This window comes from Flavobacterium omnivorum (genome assembly GCF_900099915.1).
In the GTDB taxonomy this organism is placed as follows: domain Bacteria; phylum Bacteroidota; class Bacteroidia; order Flavobacteriales; family Flavobacteriaceae; genus Flavobacterium; species Flavobacterium omnivorum.
This window is the reverse complement of sequence record NZ_FNDB01000027.1, coordinates 1-15,419: the sequence shown is the minus strand read 5'-3', so window position 1 is coordinate 15,419 and position 15,419 is coordinate 1. Positions and strand designations below refer to the sequence as shown.

Here is a 15,419-nt window from a genome sequence, read left to right as displayed (position 1 = left end):
AGCTTTAGAAAAAAAGCTACATTTGATATTCACTATAAAAACCGAAAGATGAGATTTTTCAAATTCCTTTTTTTATTACTCGCCATCAGTTCATTTGCACAAAAAACAAATAGATACGATACATTTTTCGAAAAAGGAAATGGAAATCAATCTGCTAGTTATCAAGAGACGATTGCGTATTACAAACTTTTGGCGGATGATTTTCCTACTATTGAAATGCAAAAAAGGGGATTGACAGACAGTGGTGAACCGCTGCACATGGTAATTTTCAATCCTGAAAAGGAATTCAATTTTGGAAACATCCAAAAAAACAAAGCGGTAATTTTACTTAACAATGGCATTCACGCCGGCGAACCGGACGGAATTGACGCTTCGATGCAATTATTTAGAGATTTGGCCTTAGGTAAAATAAACGCACCTAAAAATACGGTTATTGTTTGCATTCCGGTATATAATATAGGCGGAGCTTTAAACAGAAATTCTACTTCAAGAGCCAATCAGGACGGACCAGAAATCTATGGGTTTCGCGGGAATGCTAGAAACTATGATTTGAATCGGGATTTTATTAAATCAGATACCCGAAATACGAAAAGTTTTGTAGACATTTTCCATAAAATAAATGCCGATGTATTTATTGACAATCACGTGAGCAATGGAGCGGATTACCAATATAAACTCACCTACATTATGACCCAACACAATAAATTGGGAACTGTTTTAGGAGATTTTTTAAATACTGAAATGATGCCTGCTTTGGTCAAAGATTTACAAAAAAAGAACATTGAAACTACGCCTTATGTGAATGCTTTTCAGGACACACCGGATAAGGGTTTTAGTCAATTTTTTGAAAGCCCACGATTCGCCACGGGTTATACTTCATTGTTCAACACTATTGGATTTGTCGTGGAAACGCACATGCTTAAAAAATATGCTGATCGCGTAAAAGTGACCTACGAATACATGCTTTCCGCAATTGACTTTACGGATGCTAATTACAAAAAAATTAAACAGCTGCGATTGAAAAATGAAGAGCAGTATCAACCTAAGAAAGCATACACGATAAAATGGGAAATAGACAGTAGCAAAACGGTTCCTTTTTCGTTTTTAGGGTATGAAGCTGGTTACAAAAAAAGTGACGTCACATCAGGAAATCGCTTGTTTTATGACCGTACAAAACCATTTAAAAAAGACATTCCGTACAGCAAGGAATTCAAATCCGTAAAAAACATAATCATTCCGGAAGCGTACATTATTCCAAAAGGATTTTGGCCAGTAATCGATTTATTAAAAAGTAATACAATCACTTATACCCAACTAAAAAACGACACCATAATTGAAGTCGAAAGCTATAGAATTGCTGATTTCAAAACGACAAATTCAGCTTATGAAGGCCATTATTTACACCGAAACACATCGGTAACTTCTAAAACTGAGAAAATGGCTTTCGCCAAAGGAGATTACGTTATTCCTACACAACAAAAGGGGATCAAATATTTATTGGAAACACTAGAACCGGAAGCAATTGATTCTTTTTTCAATTGGAACTTTTTCGATACGATGCTACAACAAAAAGAAGGGTATTCTGATTATGTTTTTGAAGATTCTGCTACTCAAATTTTGAAAGAAAATCCAAAACTGAAAGCTGAATTTGATTTGAAAAAACAAAGTGATGTGAATTTCATCAACAATCCGGAAGCCCAACTCGACTGGATTTACAAACATTCGGTTTACTATGAAAAGGCACATTTACACTATCCGGTATATCGTATTTTGAAATAAAATTACTTTTTCAAAAAAAAATGCCCCCAAATAGTGTTGACTTTCTGGGGGCATTTCATTTATATAATCTTCTCTTCTTCAAACAATAATTTTATGTTTTCATAGGAATTTTTAAGCGCTTCCTTGATTTGTTCCGGATTCATCCAAGCCACTTTATCAATTCCTTCGTCTAATTGCCCTTGAGGTGTCCCTTCAAAATCAGATTGCATTTCGAACCAATGGGTAATTTTTAGTTTGTACTTGCCGTTGCGTCTAAAAACGTGATAGGTTTTTTGTAGTTTATGAGAGATCGTCAATCCATTGACACCGGTCTCCTCCTCTACTTCACGCATCGCAGTGTCTTCAATTACTTCTCCTTTTTCGATACCACCTTTGGGCAAATCCCATTTCCCATTTCGAAAAATGAACAATACCTCCCCTTTTTTGTTATATACCAAGCCGCCTCCAGCTTTGCAAACAGGAATTTTGGCTTTTAAAGTCTTCATAATCAAGCTTTCATCAGGATGATACAAGTAGGCTTTATTAATTTTATTTTGAAAGATTTTTACTATAAGTTGCTCTATGTCAATACTTTCTAATAAAAATAATTGAAAATCTGTCTCCTTGGAGATGTGATTTGTCAAAAAAAGTGGTTTGTCGTTAACAAAAACTTTATACATTTGTACTATGATTTTTAATAAAGATACAGCCGAAAAAACAGCCGAATTTCTTTTGCAAATAAATGCAATTAAATTGAATCCAAGAAATCCTTTTACATGGGCTTCTGGATGGAAATCGCCTATTTATTGTGATAACCGATTAATCCTCTCATTTCCAGCCGTAAGAAATTATGTTCGGGATGAGTTTTCTAAAAATATTGAGAAACAATTTGGTAAACCAGATGTTATTGCCGGAGTGGCCACTGGAGCAATAGGAATTGGGATGCTAGTAGCGGAAAGCATGGGATTGCCTTTTGTTTACGTTCGTCCCGAGCCAAAAAAACATGGAAGGTTAAATCAAGTGGAAGGTTTTTTGCAAAAAGGGCAAAATGTAGTCGTTGTCGAAGATTTGATTAGTACGGGAAACAGCAGTTTACTCGCTGTGGAAGCGCTACGCGCAGCTGGAGCTAATGTAAAGGGCATGGTTGCCATATTCACCTATGGCTTTGCCGTTGCGGAAGAAAATTTTAAAACGGCCCATGTGGATTTGTTTACCTTGAGTAACTATCAAAATTTATTGAATTTGGCTGTAGCCAAAAGATATATTTCGGAGGAAGAAGAACTGACTTTAAGAGAATGGAACGGGAGTCCGTCCACTTGGACTATTGAAGGTTAACAATTAAAATTAATACTATAAAAACAATGAACTTAGAAAGTCCAAAAGTAACAGTTCAAAAATCAGCTCAAGAATTATTTGATTTGTTGAGTGATGTGAAAAATTTTGAAAAATTAATGCCCGAAAACATTGCCAAATTCGAAGTTATCGGTGACGATGCTTTCATATTTGGACTAAAAGGCATGCCAGAAATAAAATTAAAAATGAAGGAGAAAGTTGCTCCTACAAAAATAGTTTTGGGCGCAGCAAGCGATAAGCTTCCATTTACTTTGATTGCTAACATTACTGATATTTCAGAAAATTCAAGTGATGTACAACTTGATTTTGAAGGTGATTTCAATCCTATGATGGCGATGATGATAAAAGGACCAATTGGAAAATTTATTGAAACATTAGCGGGCAATATGAATAAATTGTAAATTTACTTTTCAAATAATAACAATAAAATAATCTTATAAAAGTCTTTTGGTGTAAACTGAAAGACTTTTTTTTATATAAAAAAAACACTAATTGTCATTTAATCGACTATTTAGGTTCGTTATGGAAAAAAATTTAACCATTCATTTTATATTAGTAAATTACTGATTATTAAATAGTTAATAACAATTTTAAATCTAGTTGGCCCCATAACCAGAGATAAAAATCCTCAAAATTATGCCAATTACTGACCCCCAACTAAAAAGCAACGATTGCGGAATTAGCGCAATTAAAACAATATTTAATATATACGAAAAAAATATTTCTCGAAAATACATCGAGCAGCAGGTTCCATTGGAGGAAAAAGGATCTCGAATCTCTGATATAAAAAATTTCTTCAACTCAAATGGATTTACAGCACAATTGAAATTGTTTGACATCAATCACATTATCGGGAATGAAGCGAATTTACAAGAATTGTTCCCCTTTATTCTTCCCATTAACAGTAAAAATGGCTTGCATTATGTAGTGATTAATGAACTCAAAAATAGACAGCTAAAAATTTATGATCCCGCCAAAGGAAGTCAATATTTTTTATCCTTACAAGAAATTAAAAGAAAATCACATTTTAATAAAAATCACTGGGATTTAACTGATACCGAAGAAAAAATAATAGCGATCTGCACGCAAGATTTAGCAGAATACCATCTTAATTTTCAAAACGTATTGATTGAAAATGGTCACACATTACTGTTTAACAAACTCACATATTTTAAATATTTAAAAGAGAATTTTGGATTTAAAGATTCAGAGGCAGAACGAAACTTCCTTAAAGACTTGTTAAAAAATCAGGAAATTTCAGCTGTACCCAATAATTTTAAAATATTAGAATTTGAAAAAGGAAAAATCAAAAACAATTCTCCTTTGATTTTAGTGGTCAAAGAAGATGAGAACCAAAAAGAGGCTCAGGAATCCATTCCTGAGGAAAACAACAGCAGTTTATATTGGCAACTATTTAATCAATTGGGCGAATACAAAAAGCTTTGGTACATCTACATTTTTGCAGCTTTGTTTTCAGCTGCAACAGCGCAATTTGCAGTTTTCACTAATCAAATAATGATTGATAATGTCCTGCCTACGTATAACTTGAATACCTTAGTTTTATTCGCAATCGGACTTGGCATCTATAAAGTCTTTGACATTTTTACTACTGTTTACAAAAATTTTGTAGGGATTCATTTAGGGAATGCTTTAGACCGGTATTTTTTATTTTCTTTCGATAAAAAAATCAACAATTCTTCGCTGTCTTATATTCATTCCTACAAGAAAGGAGATTTGATGGAGCGGGTTAGTGATTCGTTAAAGCTAAAAAGCTTTTTCATGAAGTTTTTTACTAACATAGTAGTTGATGTCAGTGTATCGCTATACTCCTTGTGCATTTTGTTTTTTATAGACAAAACTTTAACATTGATTGTTTTAGGCGTCATGATATTATTTTTTCTTTGGTTCAAATTTATTACTCCTTATTTAAAACAAAATGAAAGGCTCCGCTACATGCGCAAAGCTGATTTCCTATCAAAAATGATGGAAAAAGTAGATGGCATACAAGTGATTAAAAGCTTTAAAATCGAACTGTTTCATACTAACAAAATCTTTTTAAGCATCAATGAATATTTAAAAATCCAGCTTAGAAACGGCTATATAGATTTATTAAACAAAATTGTTGTGGCGCTAATTGTCATTATTTCAACTATTTTCATCATCTTATTTTTGACTAAATCAGCTATTGAAACCCAAATAATAACGCTAGGACAAATCGTAACTTTTATTGCGCTTTCTTCAAAAATATTTTCTTCTTTGAAAGGGATTTTAGATGATAACCTGACACTCCAAGAGAATGAAGTCATTTTAAAACGATATTTAGATTTTGATGAACAAACCAAAAAAATATCAAAAAAAGGAATTCGGGATTTCAGTATTGAAAAAATCGAACTACAGAATCTAAATTACGGCTACTTACCAGATGAATTTATATTAAAAGATATCAATTTAAAAATCAGAATAGGCGAAAAAATAAAAATTGAAGGACAAAACGGTTCTGGAAAATCAACCTTCAGTAAAGTGCTAACCACCTTATACCATCCTACTTCTGGTTCGATTTTAATTAATGAAAGAGAAAAAAAATTCTATAATGATGATGCTATTCGAGATAAAATTTTGCTTGTCACCACTGAAGATACTTTATTCAATGATACCATTCAAAACAACATTATTTTAGGAAAGGATATTTCAGTCATCGCAATTTTAGATATGGCAAAAAAGATCAATTTTTATGATTTTATCGCCTCAAAAGATGATGGACTGGATTTTATAATCAATGAAAACGGAAAAAATCTTTCTACTGGGCAAAGAAAAAAAATCCTCCTACTTCGCGCTTTGTTTGCTGAGGCTGAGCTCATTATTTTAGACGAAGTATTATCAGGAATGGATTTAGAATCAAGGAATAAAGTAGAAACCATGATAGATGAAGACCAAGCCAGAACTTACATCATCATATCACATGAACCAATAACCAACATCAATTTTAATAAAAAATATAAAATAACTAATGGAGAACTCTTTATACTACAACACGAAGTCAATCCGGTTTATTAAAATTTTAAACAGGTTTTTAGTGGCATTCCTTATCATCACAGTCATTTTAATTTTTACCATTAAAATGAATGACACGGTGAGTTTTAAAGAAGGCCAAATTTTTTCTGACACACCACAACTAAAAATTAATGCCCCCAATGAAGCTAAAGTCATCAAAGTTTTGATAAAAGAGGGAGAGGAAATTAAAAAAGGAGATACGCTATTCCTCCTTGAAAACAAAAAAACCAAATCAGATTTTGAAATCATAAATACGGATGTTACTGGTATGAAGCATAAAATAAATATTATAAAAAAATTGATTCAAAATACTCAAAATCGAAAAAATTCTTTAAAACAATTATTAAATATCCAATCTAATATTTACCAAACAGATCGTAAAAAAGTCGAACAAGAAATCACATCTTTGAATAGTAAAATCAATCTATCATCGCAACAAACCTCGATTCTGATAGATAAATTTCAGACTGATTCCGTACTATACGCTAAAGGTGCCATATCAAAATACGAATTGATTGAAACTAAAAACAAAAATCTCGATGATAAGAAAGGACAAGTGGATATTAAGTCAAGTTACGATGTGAAAAATTATGATTTTGAAAATTTGTCCAATAATTATCAAAAAACAAATAATGATTTACTTCGCAATATAATTGATGTAGAAAACCAAATCCATAATTATCAGCAAGACATTATAGAACTAGAAACCCTTATCAAGGATGGAAAATCCAATCTGATTTACATTTCAGACGAGTTAGGAAAACTGCTAATAATAGCGCCAATTAACGGCACCATATCGACTCTTTTTAACGCACGGCAAAATCTTGAAATCGTAAATAAAGGCGATATTCTTACCATTATTGCGCCTAAAAAAGAGGCCTTTTATGCCAAGGTAATTTTAGATGAAAAGGACCTTGCTTACATTAAAAAGGGACAAGAAATAAACTTAAAGCTGGATGCGTACAACTACTACCGTTTTGGAGCTGTTAAAGGAAAAATCACGTATGTATCGGCTTCAGATGTAGAGAAAACCTTTTATTGTTTAGCAACTATTCAAAAATATAATCCAAATATTAATCTTAAAGCGGGCTACAAACTTAAAGGAGAGGTGATTATCGAAAAAATGAAACTTTATCAATACATCATGAAAAAACTATTTAATAAAATAGACTCTAATTTGAATTAACTGCCATGAAAACCAGACTTAGTGTTATTGTACTTTTTTTCTTCTCAAATGTAATTTTGGGACAAGATTATTTGTCCTTTACCAACTGTCTCGAGTTAGCATTACAAAATAATCTAGCACTAAAAAATGCGCATTTAAGCAAGGAAATAAGCAATTACAAATACAGATCTAGTTATGGGAAATTTTTACCCTTTGTAAATGGAACGATTGAAAACAAAAAATCCTGGGGTAGAGAAATAGATCCAGACACCAATTTATTTGTCAATAAAAAAATTGAAAATTTTTCAGGAGACCTTGAAGCTGAGTATAATTTATTTTCTGGTTTTTCGACAATAAACACCATTAAATCAGCAAAGCAAGACGTGAAAATTAACGAGGCCAATATTCAAAAAATAGAAAATGAAATTACCATCAATTTGGCTCAGAAATACATTACGATTTTATACCTACAGGAAATTATTATTTCGAATCAGGAACAAATTAAATCAAGTGAAAAACAATTGGAGTTAGCCGTTTTAAAGTACGAATCCGGTGTGATTAGTGAGAGTGAAGTGTTTAAAATTAAATCCCAAAAAGCAACGGAAGAATTGACTTTATTAACGAATCAAAATCATTTAACGGACAATTTAATCAATATCAAACAATTAATGAATATTCAGTTAGAAAGTGACATTAATTTAGTTAAGCTTGATTTAGAGATGAATGTCGCTATTGAAATGAATGAAGATCAATACTATTTAACGAAAAGAGCAGTGGAAATACATCCTTCTTATTTGATGCAAATCATAAAGGTACAACAAATGCAAACTGAAATTTCAATTGCTAAAGCCTCCCTATACCCTTCCTTAAGCATGCGGTTTATGATTGGAACAAATTACAATATTAAAGAGCCTTTGGTCCCATTCCAAGAGCAGTTTGATACTAATTTATCAAAAGGACTTCGATTAAATTTAACAATTCCAATTTTTAGTCAATTTGAGAATTTCGCCAAAATAAAAATAAGTAAACTCAATTATAATCAATCTATAGCCGAAACTCAAATAGAAAAGAACCGACTTTCCAAAGAAATATTAAAAGCAATAACTGACACTAAAACTGCAATCAAAAAAAAGGAATCCGCTACCATTGCCTTTGAATTTTCGAGAAAAAGCTACGAAGCTGACTTATTAAAATTTGGACTAGGAAAAATCAATATCAATGAACTAAACGTTACTAAAATGAATTTTAACACTGCCCAAGCAGAGTTAATTACCTCTAAATATGAATTAATGTATAATTATGCCCTCATCAAATTTTATTTAGGAGAGAATTTTAGTCTCTAAAAATCGAATTTTAGTATAACATTTGAATTTCTTTAATGTCAAATGCTACAACTGAATCATCTTCTAACATAATTTGCAATTTACCAATTTCAGAAACACCTTGAATAATTCCCATAAAATTGGTGCCATTTTGAGCTGAAAAAGCCATTGGAACTCCCTTTTTGTACAAATTATTGATGTAGCTGTCCCATAGAGTTGCAGGAAACTGTTTCCACAATGCAATCTTTTGTTCTATTCCGTTACCAATTAACATGAGAAGCTCTTCTAGGTCGAATGTTGCTCCAGAAATAACCGCTAACGAGGAAGCTTTTGGCAAATTTTCAAAATTAGTTTGATTCACATTAAGTCCCAACCCTACTACAGAAATAATTGTTCCGTCACTTTTGATACTATTTTCTATCAAAATGCCACCTATTTTTTTATTGTATGACATTATGTCGTTCGGCCATTTAATACTAAGATCAGGAATCTTCATCGTTTCTAAAACTTCAATTACAGCAAGAGAAACGGCGATATTTAGATTGAATATCTGACAAATATCAGACAAAAAATCTTTGACCAAAATACTCATTATTAAGTTTTTACTCGCCTCAGAAGCCCAAACGGCACCCATTTGACCTTTTCCTTTTGTTTGACACTCTGCAGTCACAACCGTGAAGTTCTCAAGGTCCTGTTTACTAGATAAGCCTTTAAGGAATGCGTTTGTAGAATCTATGGCATCGAGTTTGATAACTTTCATTTTACGTTTTTTTGTGGAACAGAATTTAATATTGTGTTAAGGTTCAAAAATAATCACAAAAAATGGTAACTTTACAAACTTATATAAAAATAATTCATGGCGAAAAAGACTATAAATAATGACGTCCTATTGGCGAATATCATTAAGGGAATAGAAGAAGTAAAAGGTAATGATATTACGATACTAGATTTAAGAGAGATAGATACTGCAGTTTGCGACTATTTCATTATTTGCAACGGTAATTCAAATACACAAGTTAACGCCATCGTAAACTCCATCCAAAAAACAGTTTCAAAAGAATTGAAAGACAAGCCATGGCATGTTGAAGGAACGGATAATGCAGAATGGGTATTAATGGACTATGTAAATATTGTTGTACATGTATTTCAAAAACACATTAGAGAATATTACAACATCGAAAGTTTGTGGGGCGATGCTAAAATAACAACCATAGAAAATAAATACTAAAGACACATAATCCGTAGTAATGGCTAAAGAAAATAATCCCAATCCGAATAAGTTTAAAGTAAGCCCTTGGCTAATTTACGCTGCAATATTATTAATTTTCTTATTTATAAGTTTCATAACTGGAGGTTCTAGCTTAAATGAACCTGGGCAGTTAACTTCTTCAAAGTTTAACGACTATTTAGAAAAAGGACAAATTGAAAAAGTTATTGTTTACAACAAAACAGAAGCGGAAGTATTTTTAAATGCGGCTGCAATGAAAGATGCAGTACACAAGAAAGTTTCTAAAGATGTTTTTGACAGACCTAACAAAGGACCACACTATACCTTTGACATTGGTAATGATCAAATATTCCAAAACAAATTAGAAAAAGCAGTTGCTGAAGGAAAATTGAAGGACTTTAATTTCTTGCCAAAAAACAATTGGTCAGACATTTTAATTAGTCTTTTACCTATAATCATTATCATTGCTGTTTGGATATTTATCATGAGAAAAATGTCTGGTGGTGGTGCAGGTGGCGGTGGACAGATTTTTAACATTGGAAAATCAAAAGCAAAACTATTTGACGAAAAAACAGATATCAAAACTACTTTTAAAGATGTAGCTGGTTTAGAAGGTGCGAAAGAAGAAATTCAAGAGATTGTTGAATTCTTAAAAAACCCTGAAAAATATACTAATTTAGGGGGTAAGATTCCAAAAGGAGCCTTGTTAGTAGGACCTCCTGGAACTGGTAAAACCTTATTAGCTAAAGCTGTAGCTGGCGAAGCTCAAGTACCATTCTTCTCTTTATCGGGCTCTGATTTTGTGGAAATGTTTGTTGGTGTAGGTGCATCTCGTGTTCGTGATTTATTCAAACAAGCCAAGGAAAAATCTCCAGCAATTATATTCATTGATGAAATTGATGCGGTAGGACGAGCAAGAGGAAAAAGCAATATGTCAGGCGGAAATGATGAACGTGAAAATACATTAAACCAATTACTTACAGAAATGGACGGTTTTGGAACAAACTCAAACGTAATTGTTTTAGCTGCGACCAACAGAGCTGATGTATTGGATAAAGCTTTAATGCGAGCTGGACGTTTTGACAGACAAATTTTCGTTGACTTACCAGATATTAGAGAAAGAGCTGAAATATTCAAAGTACATCTTGCGCCTTTGAAAAAAGTAGAAGGACTCGACACTGAATTTTTAGCCAAGCAAACTCCAGGTTTTTCGGGTGCTGATATTGCAAACGTATGTAATGAAGCTGCTTTAATAGCAGCTAGACATAACAAAACTGCGGTAGATAAACAAGATTTTCTAGATGCGGTTGATAGAATCGTTGGTGGTCTTGAAAAGAAAAATAAAATTGTTACTCCTGATGAAAAGAAAGCGATTGCTATTCATGAAGCAGGACATGCAACGGTAAGCTGGATGCTTGAACATGCTGCTCCATTAATTAAAGTAACAATAGTTCCTAGAGGACAAAGTCTAGGCGCTGCTTGGTACTTGCCAGAAGAACGTTTAATTGTTCGACCAGATCAAATGCTGGATGAAATGTGTGCTACAATGGGCGGAAGAGCTGCTGAGAAAGTAACTTTCAATAGGATTTCAACTGGTGCTCTAAGTGATTTAGAAAAAGTCACTAAACAAGCTCGAGCAATGGTAACAATTTATGGTTTGAATGAAAAAATAGGTAATGTTACCTATTATGATTCAACAGGACAAAGCGAATACAATTTTTCTAAACCTTATTCTGAAGAAACAGCCAGAGTAATCGACGAAGAAATTTCAATACTAATTGAAAGTCAGTACCAAAGAGCAATTGAAATTCTAGAAGAGAATAAAGACAAACTAAATCAACTTGCGAATATTCTAATTGAAAAAGAAGTTATTTTCAAAGATGATTTAGAAGCTATTTTCGGAAAAAGAACTTTCGACAAAAATCTAGAAGAAGTCGTGTCCTAAAAACACACCATTATTCATTTATTTTTAAAATCTTAATTCAAAAACTACTTTTGAATTAAGATTTTTTTATCTTTGGACGTTTTCAAATAATAAATTATAGCAGTTTACAGATATATGAGTCTTTTTAGAAAAATTTTTGGTTCTAGTAATCCTACTTCTGAGGAAGATAAAGAAAGTGAATTTAGTAACTCCCCTACTGAAAACACAACCTCAATAGATGAACAATTTATCTTTAATTTTAAAAAAAATGGTGGGAAATTTTTATACTGTGAAAATACTGATGAAATTAAAGAGCAATTTGAAAATATATTAGAGGAAAATGACTGGTTCGAAAGTGACGTTTTATGTTATGATCCAGAACTATTCTCCATGTTGGATGACAATAAATTACAATATAATAAACCTGCTAATCCCAAATTCATTCTTGCCAGTTGTGAGAACTTAATAGCGGATGAAGGTTCCATCCTATTTTCATCAAAACAAATCAAACAAAACAAACCAAACGAATTACCTGTAAACATAATCGTTTTAGGTAAAACAAGTCAAATCCTTGGTACTAAAAGTGACGGATTAAGCGCCATTAAAAAGAAATACGAAAGAGATTACCCTACAAATATTACCACTATAAAATATTTCGAAAAAGCCAAAGAGGAAGACTTCACTCAATACGGAAGTTCTGCCAAAAACCTTTACTTACTGCTTTTAGAAGATCTTTAAGATGAATGAAACTCTAAAACGAGGTATATCAGGAGCTGTTTATATCATATTATTGCTCGTCTCTATTTTATATTCAACTGAAACCTTTTTTATTTTATTTGGAATTTTTCTAGTAATTGCAATTTATGAATTTTGCAATTTAATTCAAATACCTAAAGTATTTCCAGTTCTTTTTGGAGTCCTATTGTATACTACCGTAACGCTAGTAAGTCATTACAACAAGAGCACAACTGCAACTATTAATCAACTATTCAATACCAATTTAGAAATCTCAATCAATATTCAACAATTAGACATTGTTTTATTGGTTATTGCATTAGTAGTTTCTATAAAGTGCATTCTTTTCCTATTCTATGATAACATTCAAAAAATAAGTACCTCCTCTAAATATTTGTATTTACTAGGATATATCATGCTACCCTTTGTGTTTATCACTAAAATTTCTTTTGGGATAAATGATTATAATCCTAAAATTATAATTGGTTTATTTATTCTAATTTGGACCAACGATACGTTTGCTTACATTGTGGGAAAATCAATTGGAAAAACTAAGTTATTCGAAAAAATATCACCTAAAAAAACCATTGAAGGATTTTTAGGCGGTATACTTTTTGCGGTTTTAGCAGGATATTTAATATCAAAATATTACATCAAAGCCAATCCTGAGTTTAGTGATAGATCCATCCTCATCTGGACTTCTATTGCAGTTATTGTCGGAATTGCTGGAACTATAGGAGACTTAATCGAATCCAAATTCAAACGTATCGCTGGTGTAAAAGATAGCGGAAGTATAATGCCCGGTCACGGAGGTATCCTAGATCGTTTAGATAGTGTTATATTTGTAGCACCAATAATTTATTTATTTTATCAAATCTTAAACTATGTTTCATAAAGAAGGAACCCAATCTATTTTATTAGGTACAATTTTTACAGCTGTTGTCCTTTTATTGTCTGATAATTTTATAGACATCATTTGGCTTAAAATGGCTATTCAAATAGCAGCACTTCTACTTTTGATTATCATCTTGCAGTTTTTTAGAAATCCTAAAAGAGTAGCTATTGAAAATGAAAATCAAATCCTTGCTCCTGTAGATGGAAAAGTAGTAGTTATTGAAGAAGTATATGAAGGTGAGTATTTCAAAGACAAACGTTTGCAAATATCAATTTTTATGTCTCCAATAAACGTACATGTTACACGTTATGGTTTAAGTGGACTTGTAAAATTTAGCAAATACCATCCCGGTAAATTTTTAGTTGCTTGGCACCCAAAGGCAAGTGAAGAAAACGAAAGAACAACTATTGTAATCGAAAATAAAACTTTCGGAGAAGTCCTTTATCGTCAAATTGCAGGTGCACTTGCCAGAAGAATTGTAAATTATGCCGAAGAAGGTATGCAGGTTATTCAGGGAACTGATGCTGGTTTTATAAAATTTGGATCAAGAGTAGATATCTTTTTACCTTTAGGCACCCCGATCAATGTCAGTTTAAATGAAAAAGCAATAGGAGGAAAAACAGTTATTGCGACCAAAGCATAATGATTGAAAAAGATTTAGATACTCGATTTCTGGAAGCAGTTAAGATAGCCTCTGATATGACTCAAGCTTCCTTACCGCAAGATGTACAGTTACGGCTCTATGCCTTTTACAAGCAAGCGACTCTGGGAATCTTAGATCTAAAACAAACTTCTTCCTATCATTTAAGAGATGCCTTCAAAACAAATGCGTGGATGCAAATAAGCCACCTGACGGCAGATGAAGCAAAACAGCAGTACATCGACATGATTGAATCGCTGTTAAAAAAATAGTTCACTATGAAAAACAAATTTCTTTTAATTCTTATTTCCTTTCTATTAATTATTTCTTTATCCTGTAATAACAAAAAATTAATAGAAGTAGTTGAAGTGCCGTTGCCCAATACGGCTGAACAAACCACTACTATTATTGGATCTCCTGATGACGTAAGAGCAAACGAAGGGTCATTTCAAATGGAAAAACTACCCTACACCTACGATGCTTTAGCTCCCAGTATATCGTCAACCACTTTAGAAATGCATTATTCCAAGCATTATTTAACCTATACTAATAATTTGAATAAAGCAGTGTTAGGAACTCCACTAGAGAACCTAACCATAGAAGAAGTACTAACTAAATTGGATCCTAATGTTGCGGCGCTTCGCAACAATGCGGGTGGCTTTTACAATCATTCTCTCTATTGGAAATGCATGGCTCCAAAAGCAGGTGGTCAACCTACGAACTCATTGGCAGAGGCAATTACTAGAGATTTCGGTTCATTTGAAAACTTTACTACTTTATTCAAAGACGAAGCTACAAAACAATTTGGTTCTGGCTGGGCCTGGTTACTAGTTGATCGCACAGGAAAACTTCAGGTGACCAATACATCAAATCAAGACAATCCTTTGATGCGAAATGCACTTGTTTCTGGCACTCCATTATTAGCTTTAGATTTATGGGAGCATGCCTATTATTTAGACTACCAATACCGACGAAAAAATTATATCGATGGCTTTTTCAATGTGATTAATTGGAAAAAAGTACAAGAAAATTACGATGCTGTCCCAAAAAAATAACTTCTTCCTGTCTTGTCCTGAATAACCGATACAGATTATTAGATAAAAATATTTAATTAAACACTTGCAAAAACTTTTTTGCAAGTGTTTTTTGTTTTATATGTCCTCATTTTAATTTGACTTTGTATATGCATTTTGTTTGGAGTCAGCATGAAATTAGAATAATGAGGTCTTAATTCATTGTATATACTGATTGATTCTTTTACAATTTGTTTCATGATTTTTAAATCTAGGTTGTATTTATCAATCATGAATTCCTGTTTTAATATTCCATTTATTCTTTCCGCTACTGC

General features: G+C 32.3%; 16 protein-coding genes. 13 read left to right on the top strand and 3 right to left on the bottom strand.

Annotated elements, in window-relative coordinates; all coding sequences use genetic code 11:
* The first annotated feature begins 48 nt into the window (after positions 1-48).
* Positions 49-1,779, top strand: coding sequence for a M14 family metallopeptidase (locus BLS90_RS15975; protein WP_091259404.1), 1,731 nt, complete (start codon positions 49-51; stop codon positions 1,777-1,779).
* A 59-nt stretch (positions 1,780-1,838) separates the two neighbouring features.
* Here BLS90_RS15975 and BLS90_RS15970 read toward each other — a convergent pair whose 3' ends face one another.
* Positions 1,839-2,438: an NUDIX hydrolase gene (locus BLS90_RS15970; protein WP_091259402.1), complete on the bottom strand. Its 600-nt coding sequence runs from the start codon at positions 2,436-2,438 to the stop codon at positions 1,839-1,841.
* Positions 2,439-2,445: 7 nt separating this feature from the next.
* On the opposite strand from BLS90_RS15970, the gene pyrE reads away from it, so the two are divergent.
* From pyrE to BLS90_RS15945, 5 genes are all read left to right on the top strand, one after another.
* Positions 2,446-3,093, top strand: coding sequence for an orotate phosphoribosyltransferase (gene pyrE / locus BLS90_RS15965; protein ID WP_091259400.1), 648 nt, complete (start codon positions 2,446-2,448; stop codon positions 3,091-3,093).
* 26 nt (positions 3,094-3,119) lie between these two features.
* Positions 3,120-3,512 carry an SRPBCC family protein gene (locus tag BLS90_RS15960; protein ID WP_091259397.1) on the top strand — a complete coding sequence of 131 codons (393 nt, stop codon included), beginning with the start codon at positions 3,120-3,122 and terminating at the stop codon, positions 3,510-3,512.
* Positions 3,513-3,747: 235 nt separating this feature from the next.
* Positions 3,748-6,165 carry an ATP-binding cassette domain-containing protein gene (locus BLS90_RS15955; protein WP_091259394.1) on the top strand — a complete coding sequence of 806 codons (2,418 nt, stop codon included), beginning with the start codon at positions 3,748-3,750 and terminating at the stop codon, positions 6,163-6,165.
* A gap of 19 nt (positions 6,166-6,184) precedes the next feature.
* Positions 6,185-7,348 carry an HlyD family efflux transporter periplasmic adaptor subunit gene (locus BLS90_RS15950; RefSeq protein ID WP_175455507.1) on the top strand — a complete coding sequence of 388 codons (1,164 nt, stop codon included), beginning with the start codon at positions 6,185-6,187 and terminating at the stop codon, positions 7,346-7,348.
* Positions 7,349-7,353: 5 nt separating this feature from the next.
* A complete protein-coding gene (locus tag BLS90_RS15945) occupies positions 7,354-8,670 on the top strand; it encodes a TolC family protein (protein ID WP_091259390.1) in 1,317 nt (438 codons plus the stop codon).
* A 10-nt stretch (positions 8,671-8,680) separates the two neighbouring features.
* Here BLS90_RS15945 and BLS90_RS15940 read toward each other — a convergent pair whose 3' ends face one another.
* The gene (locus BLS90_RS15940) at positions 8,681-9,409 is read right to left on the bottom strand and encodes a biotin--[acetyl-CoA-carboxylase] ligase (RefSeq protein ID WP_091259388.1); all 729 of its coding nucleotides are present in this window, start codon (positions 9,407-9,409) and stop codon (positions 8,681-8,683) included.
* 96 nt (positions 9,410-9,505) lie between these two features.
* On the opposite strand from BLS90_RS15940, the gene rsfS reads away from it, so the two are divergent.
* The 7 genes from rsfS (at position 9,506) to BLS90_RS15905 (ending at position 15,126) form a co-directional block, all read left to right on the top strand.
* On the top strand, positions 9,506-9,877 hold the full coding sequence (rsfS, locus tag BLS90_RS15935) for a ribosome silencing factor (RefSeq protein WP_066078331.1): 372 nt from the start codon (positions 9,506-9,508) through the stop codon (positions 9,875-9,877).
* Positions 9,878-9,896: 19 nt separating this feature from the next.
* Complete coding sequence (gene ftsH / locus BLS90_RS15930; protein ID WP_091259386.1) at positions 9,897-11,822, top strand: ATP-dependent zinc metalloprotease FtsH; 1,926 nt, start codon at positions 9,897-9,899, stop codon at positions 11,820-11,822.
* Positions 11,823-11,936: 114 nt separating this feature from the next.
* Positions 11,937-12,539: an LUD domain-containing protein gene (locus BLS90_RS15925; protein ID WP_091259384.1), complete on the top strand. Its 603-nt coding sequence runs from the start codon at positions 11,937-11,939 to the stop codon at positions 12,537-12,539.
* Position 12,540: 1 nt separating this feature from the next.
* Entirely contained in the window at positions 12,541-13,431 is an 891-nt protein-coding gene (locus BLS90_RS15920) for a phosphatidate cytidylyltransferase (protein ID WP_091259382.1), read from the top strand.
* Positions 13,421-14,074 (top strand): phosphatidylserine decarboxylase family protein, encoded by a 654-nt coding sequence (locus tag BLS90_RS15915; RefSeq protein WP_091259380.1) that lies wholly within the window; start codon positions 13,421-13,423, stop codon positions 14,072-14,074. Before BLS90_RS15920 ends, BLS90_RS15915 begins: the two co-directional genes overlap by 11 nt.
* Positions 14,074-14,343, top strand: a complete 270-nt coding sequence (locus BLS90_RS15910; RefSeq protein WP_091259378.1) for an acyl-CoA-binding protein — start codon at positions 14,074-14,076, stop codon at positions 14,341-14,343. The genes BLS90_RS15915 and BLS90_RS15910 overlap by 1 nt, the downstream gene beginning before the upstream one ends.
* 6 nt (positions 14,344-14,349) lie before the next feature.
* A complete protein-coding gene (locus tag BLS90_RS15905; RefSeq protein WP_091259376.1) occupies positions 14,350-15,126 on the top strand; it encodes a superoxide dismutase in 777 nt (258 codons plus the stop codon).
* 56 nt (positions 15,127-15,182) lie between these two features.
* Here the strand turns inward: BLS90_RS15905 and BLS90_RS15900 are convergent.
* On the bottom strand, positions 15,183-15,419 hold a 237-nt coding region (locus tag BLS90_RS15900), incomplete at its 5' end, for an integrase core domain-containing protein (protein ID WP_139171467.1).

Excerpts from the sequence above, each read along its gene's own strand:
- BLS90_RS15975 (WP_091259404.1), top strand. The coding sequence starts at position 49 with ATGAGATTTTTCAAATTCCTTTTTTTATTACTCGCCATCAGTTCATTT.
- pyrE (WP_091259400.1), top strand. The coding sequence starts at position 2,446 with ATGATTTTTAATAAAGATACAGCCGAAAAAACAGCCGAATTTCTTTTG.
- BLS90_RS15920 (WP_091259382.1), top strand. The coding sequence starts at position 12,541 with ATGAATGAAACTCTAAAACGAGGTATATCAGGAGCTGTTTATATCATA.
- BLS90_RS15915 (WP_091259380.1), top strand. The coding sequence starts at position 13,421 with ATGTTTCATAAAGAAGGAACCCAATCTATTTTATTAGGTACAATTTTT.
- ftsH (WP_091259386.1), top strand. The coding sequence starts at position 9,897 with ATGGCTAAAGAAAATAATCCCAATCCGAATAAGTTTAAAGTAAGCCCT.
- BLS90_RS15960 (WP_091259397.1), top strand. The coding sequence starts at position 3,120 with ATGAACTTAGAAAGTCCAAAAGTAACAGTTCAAAAATCAGCTCAAGAA.
- BLS90_RS15910 (WP_091259378.1), top strand. The coding sequence starts at position 14,074 with ATGATTGAAAAAGATTTAGATACTCGATTTCTGGAAGCAGTTAAGATA.
- BLS90_RS15940 (WP_091259388.1), bottom strand. The coding sequence starts at position 9,409 with ATGAAAGTTATCAAACTCGATGCCATAGATTCTACAAACGCATTCCTT.
- BLS90_RS15970 (WP_091259402.1), bottom strand. The coding sequence starts at position 2,438 with ATGTATAAAGTTTTTGTTAACGACAAACCACTTTTTTTGACAAATCAC.
- BLS90_RS15945 (WP_091259390.1), top strand. The coding sequence starts at position 7,354 with ATGAAAACCAGACTTAGTGTTATTGTACTTTTTTTCTTCTCAAATGTA.
- BLS90_RS15905 (WP_091259376.1), top strand. The coding sequence starts at position 14,350 with ATGAAAAACAAATTTCTTTTAATTCTTATTTCCTTTCTATTAATTATT.
- rsfS (WP_066078331.1), top strand. The coding sequence starts at position 9,506 with ATGGCGAAAAAGACTATAAATAATGACGTCCTATTGGCGAATATCATT.
- BLS90_RS15925 (WP_091259384.1), top strand. The coding sequence starts at position 11,937 with ATGAGTCTTTTTAGAAAAATTTTTGGTTCTAGTAATCCTACTTCTGAG.
- BLS90_RS15955 (WP_091259394.1), top strand. The coding sequence starts at position 3,748 with ATGCCAATTACTGACCCCCAACTAAAAAGCAACGATTGCGGAATTAGC.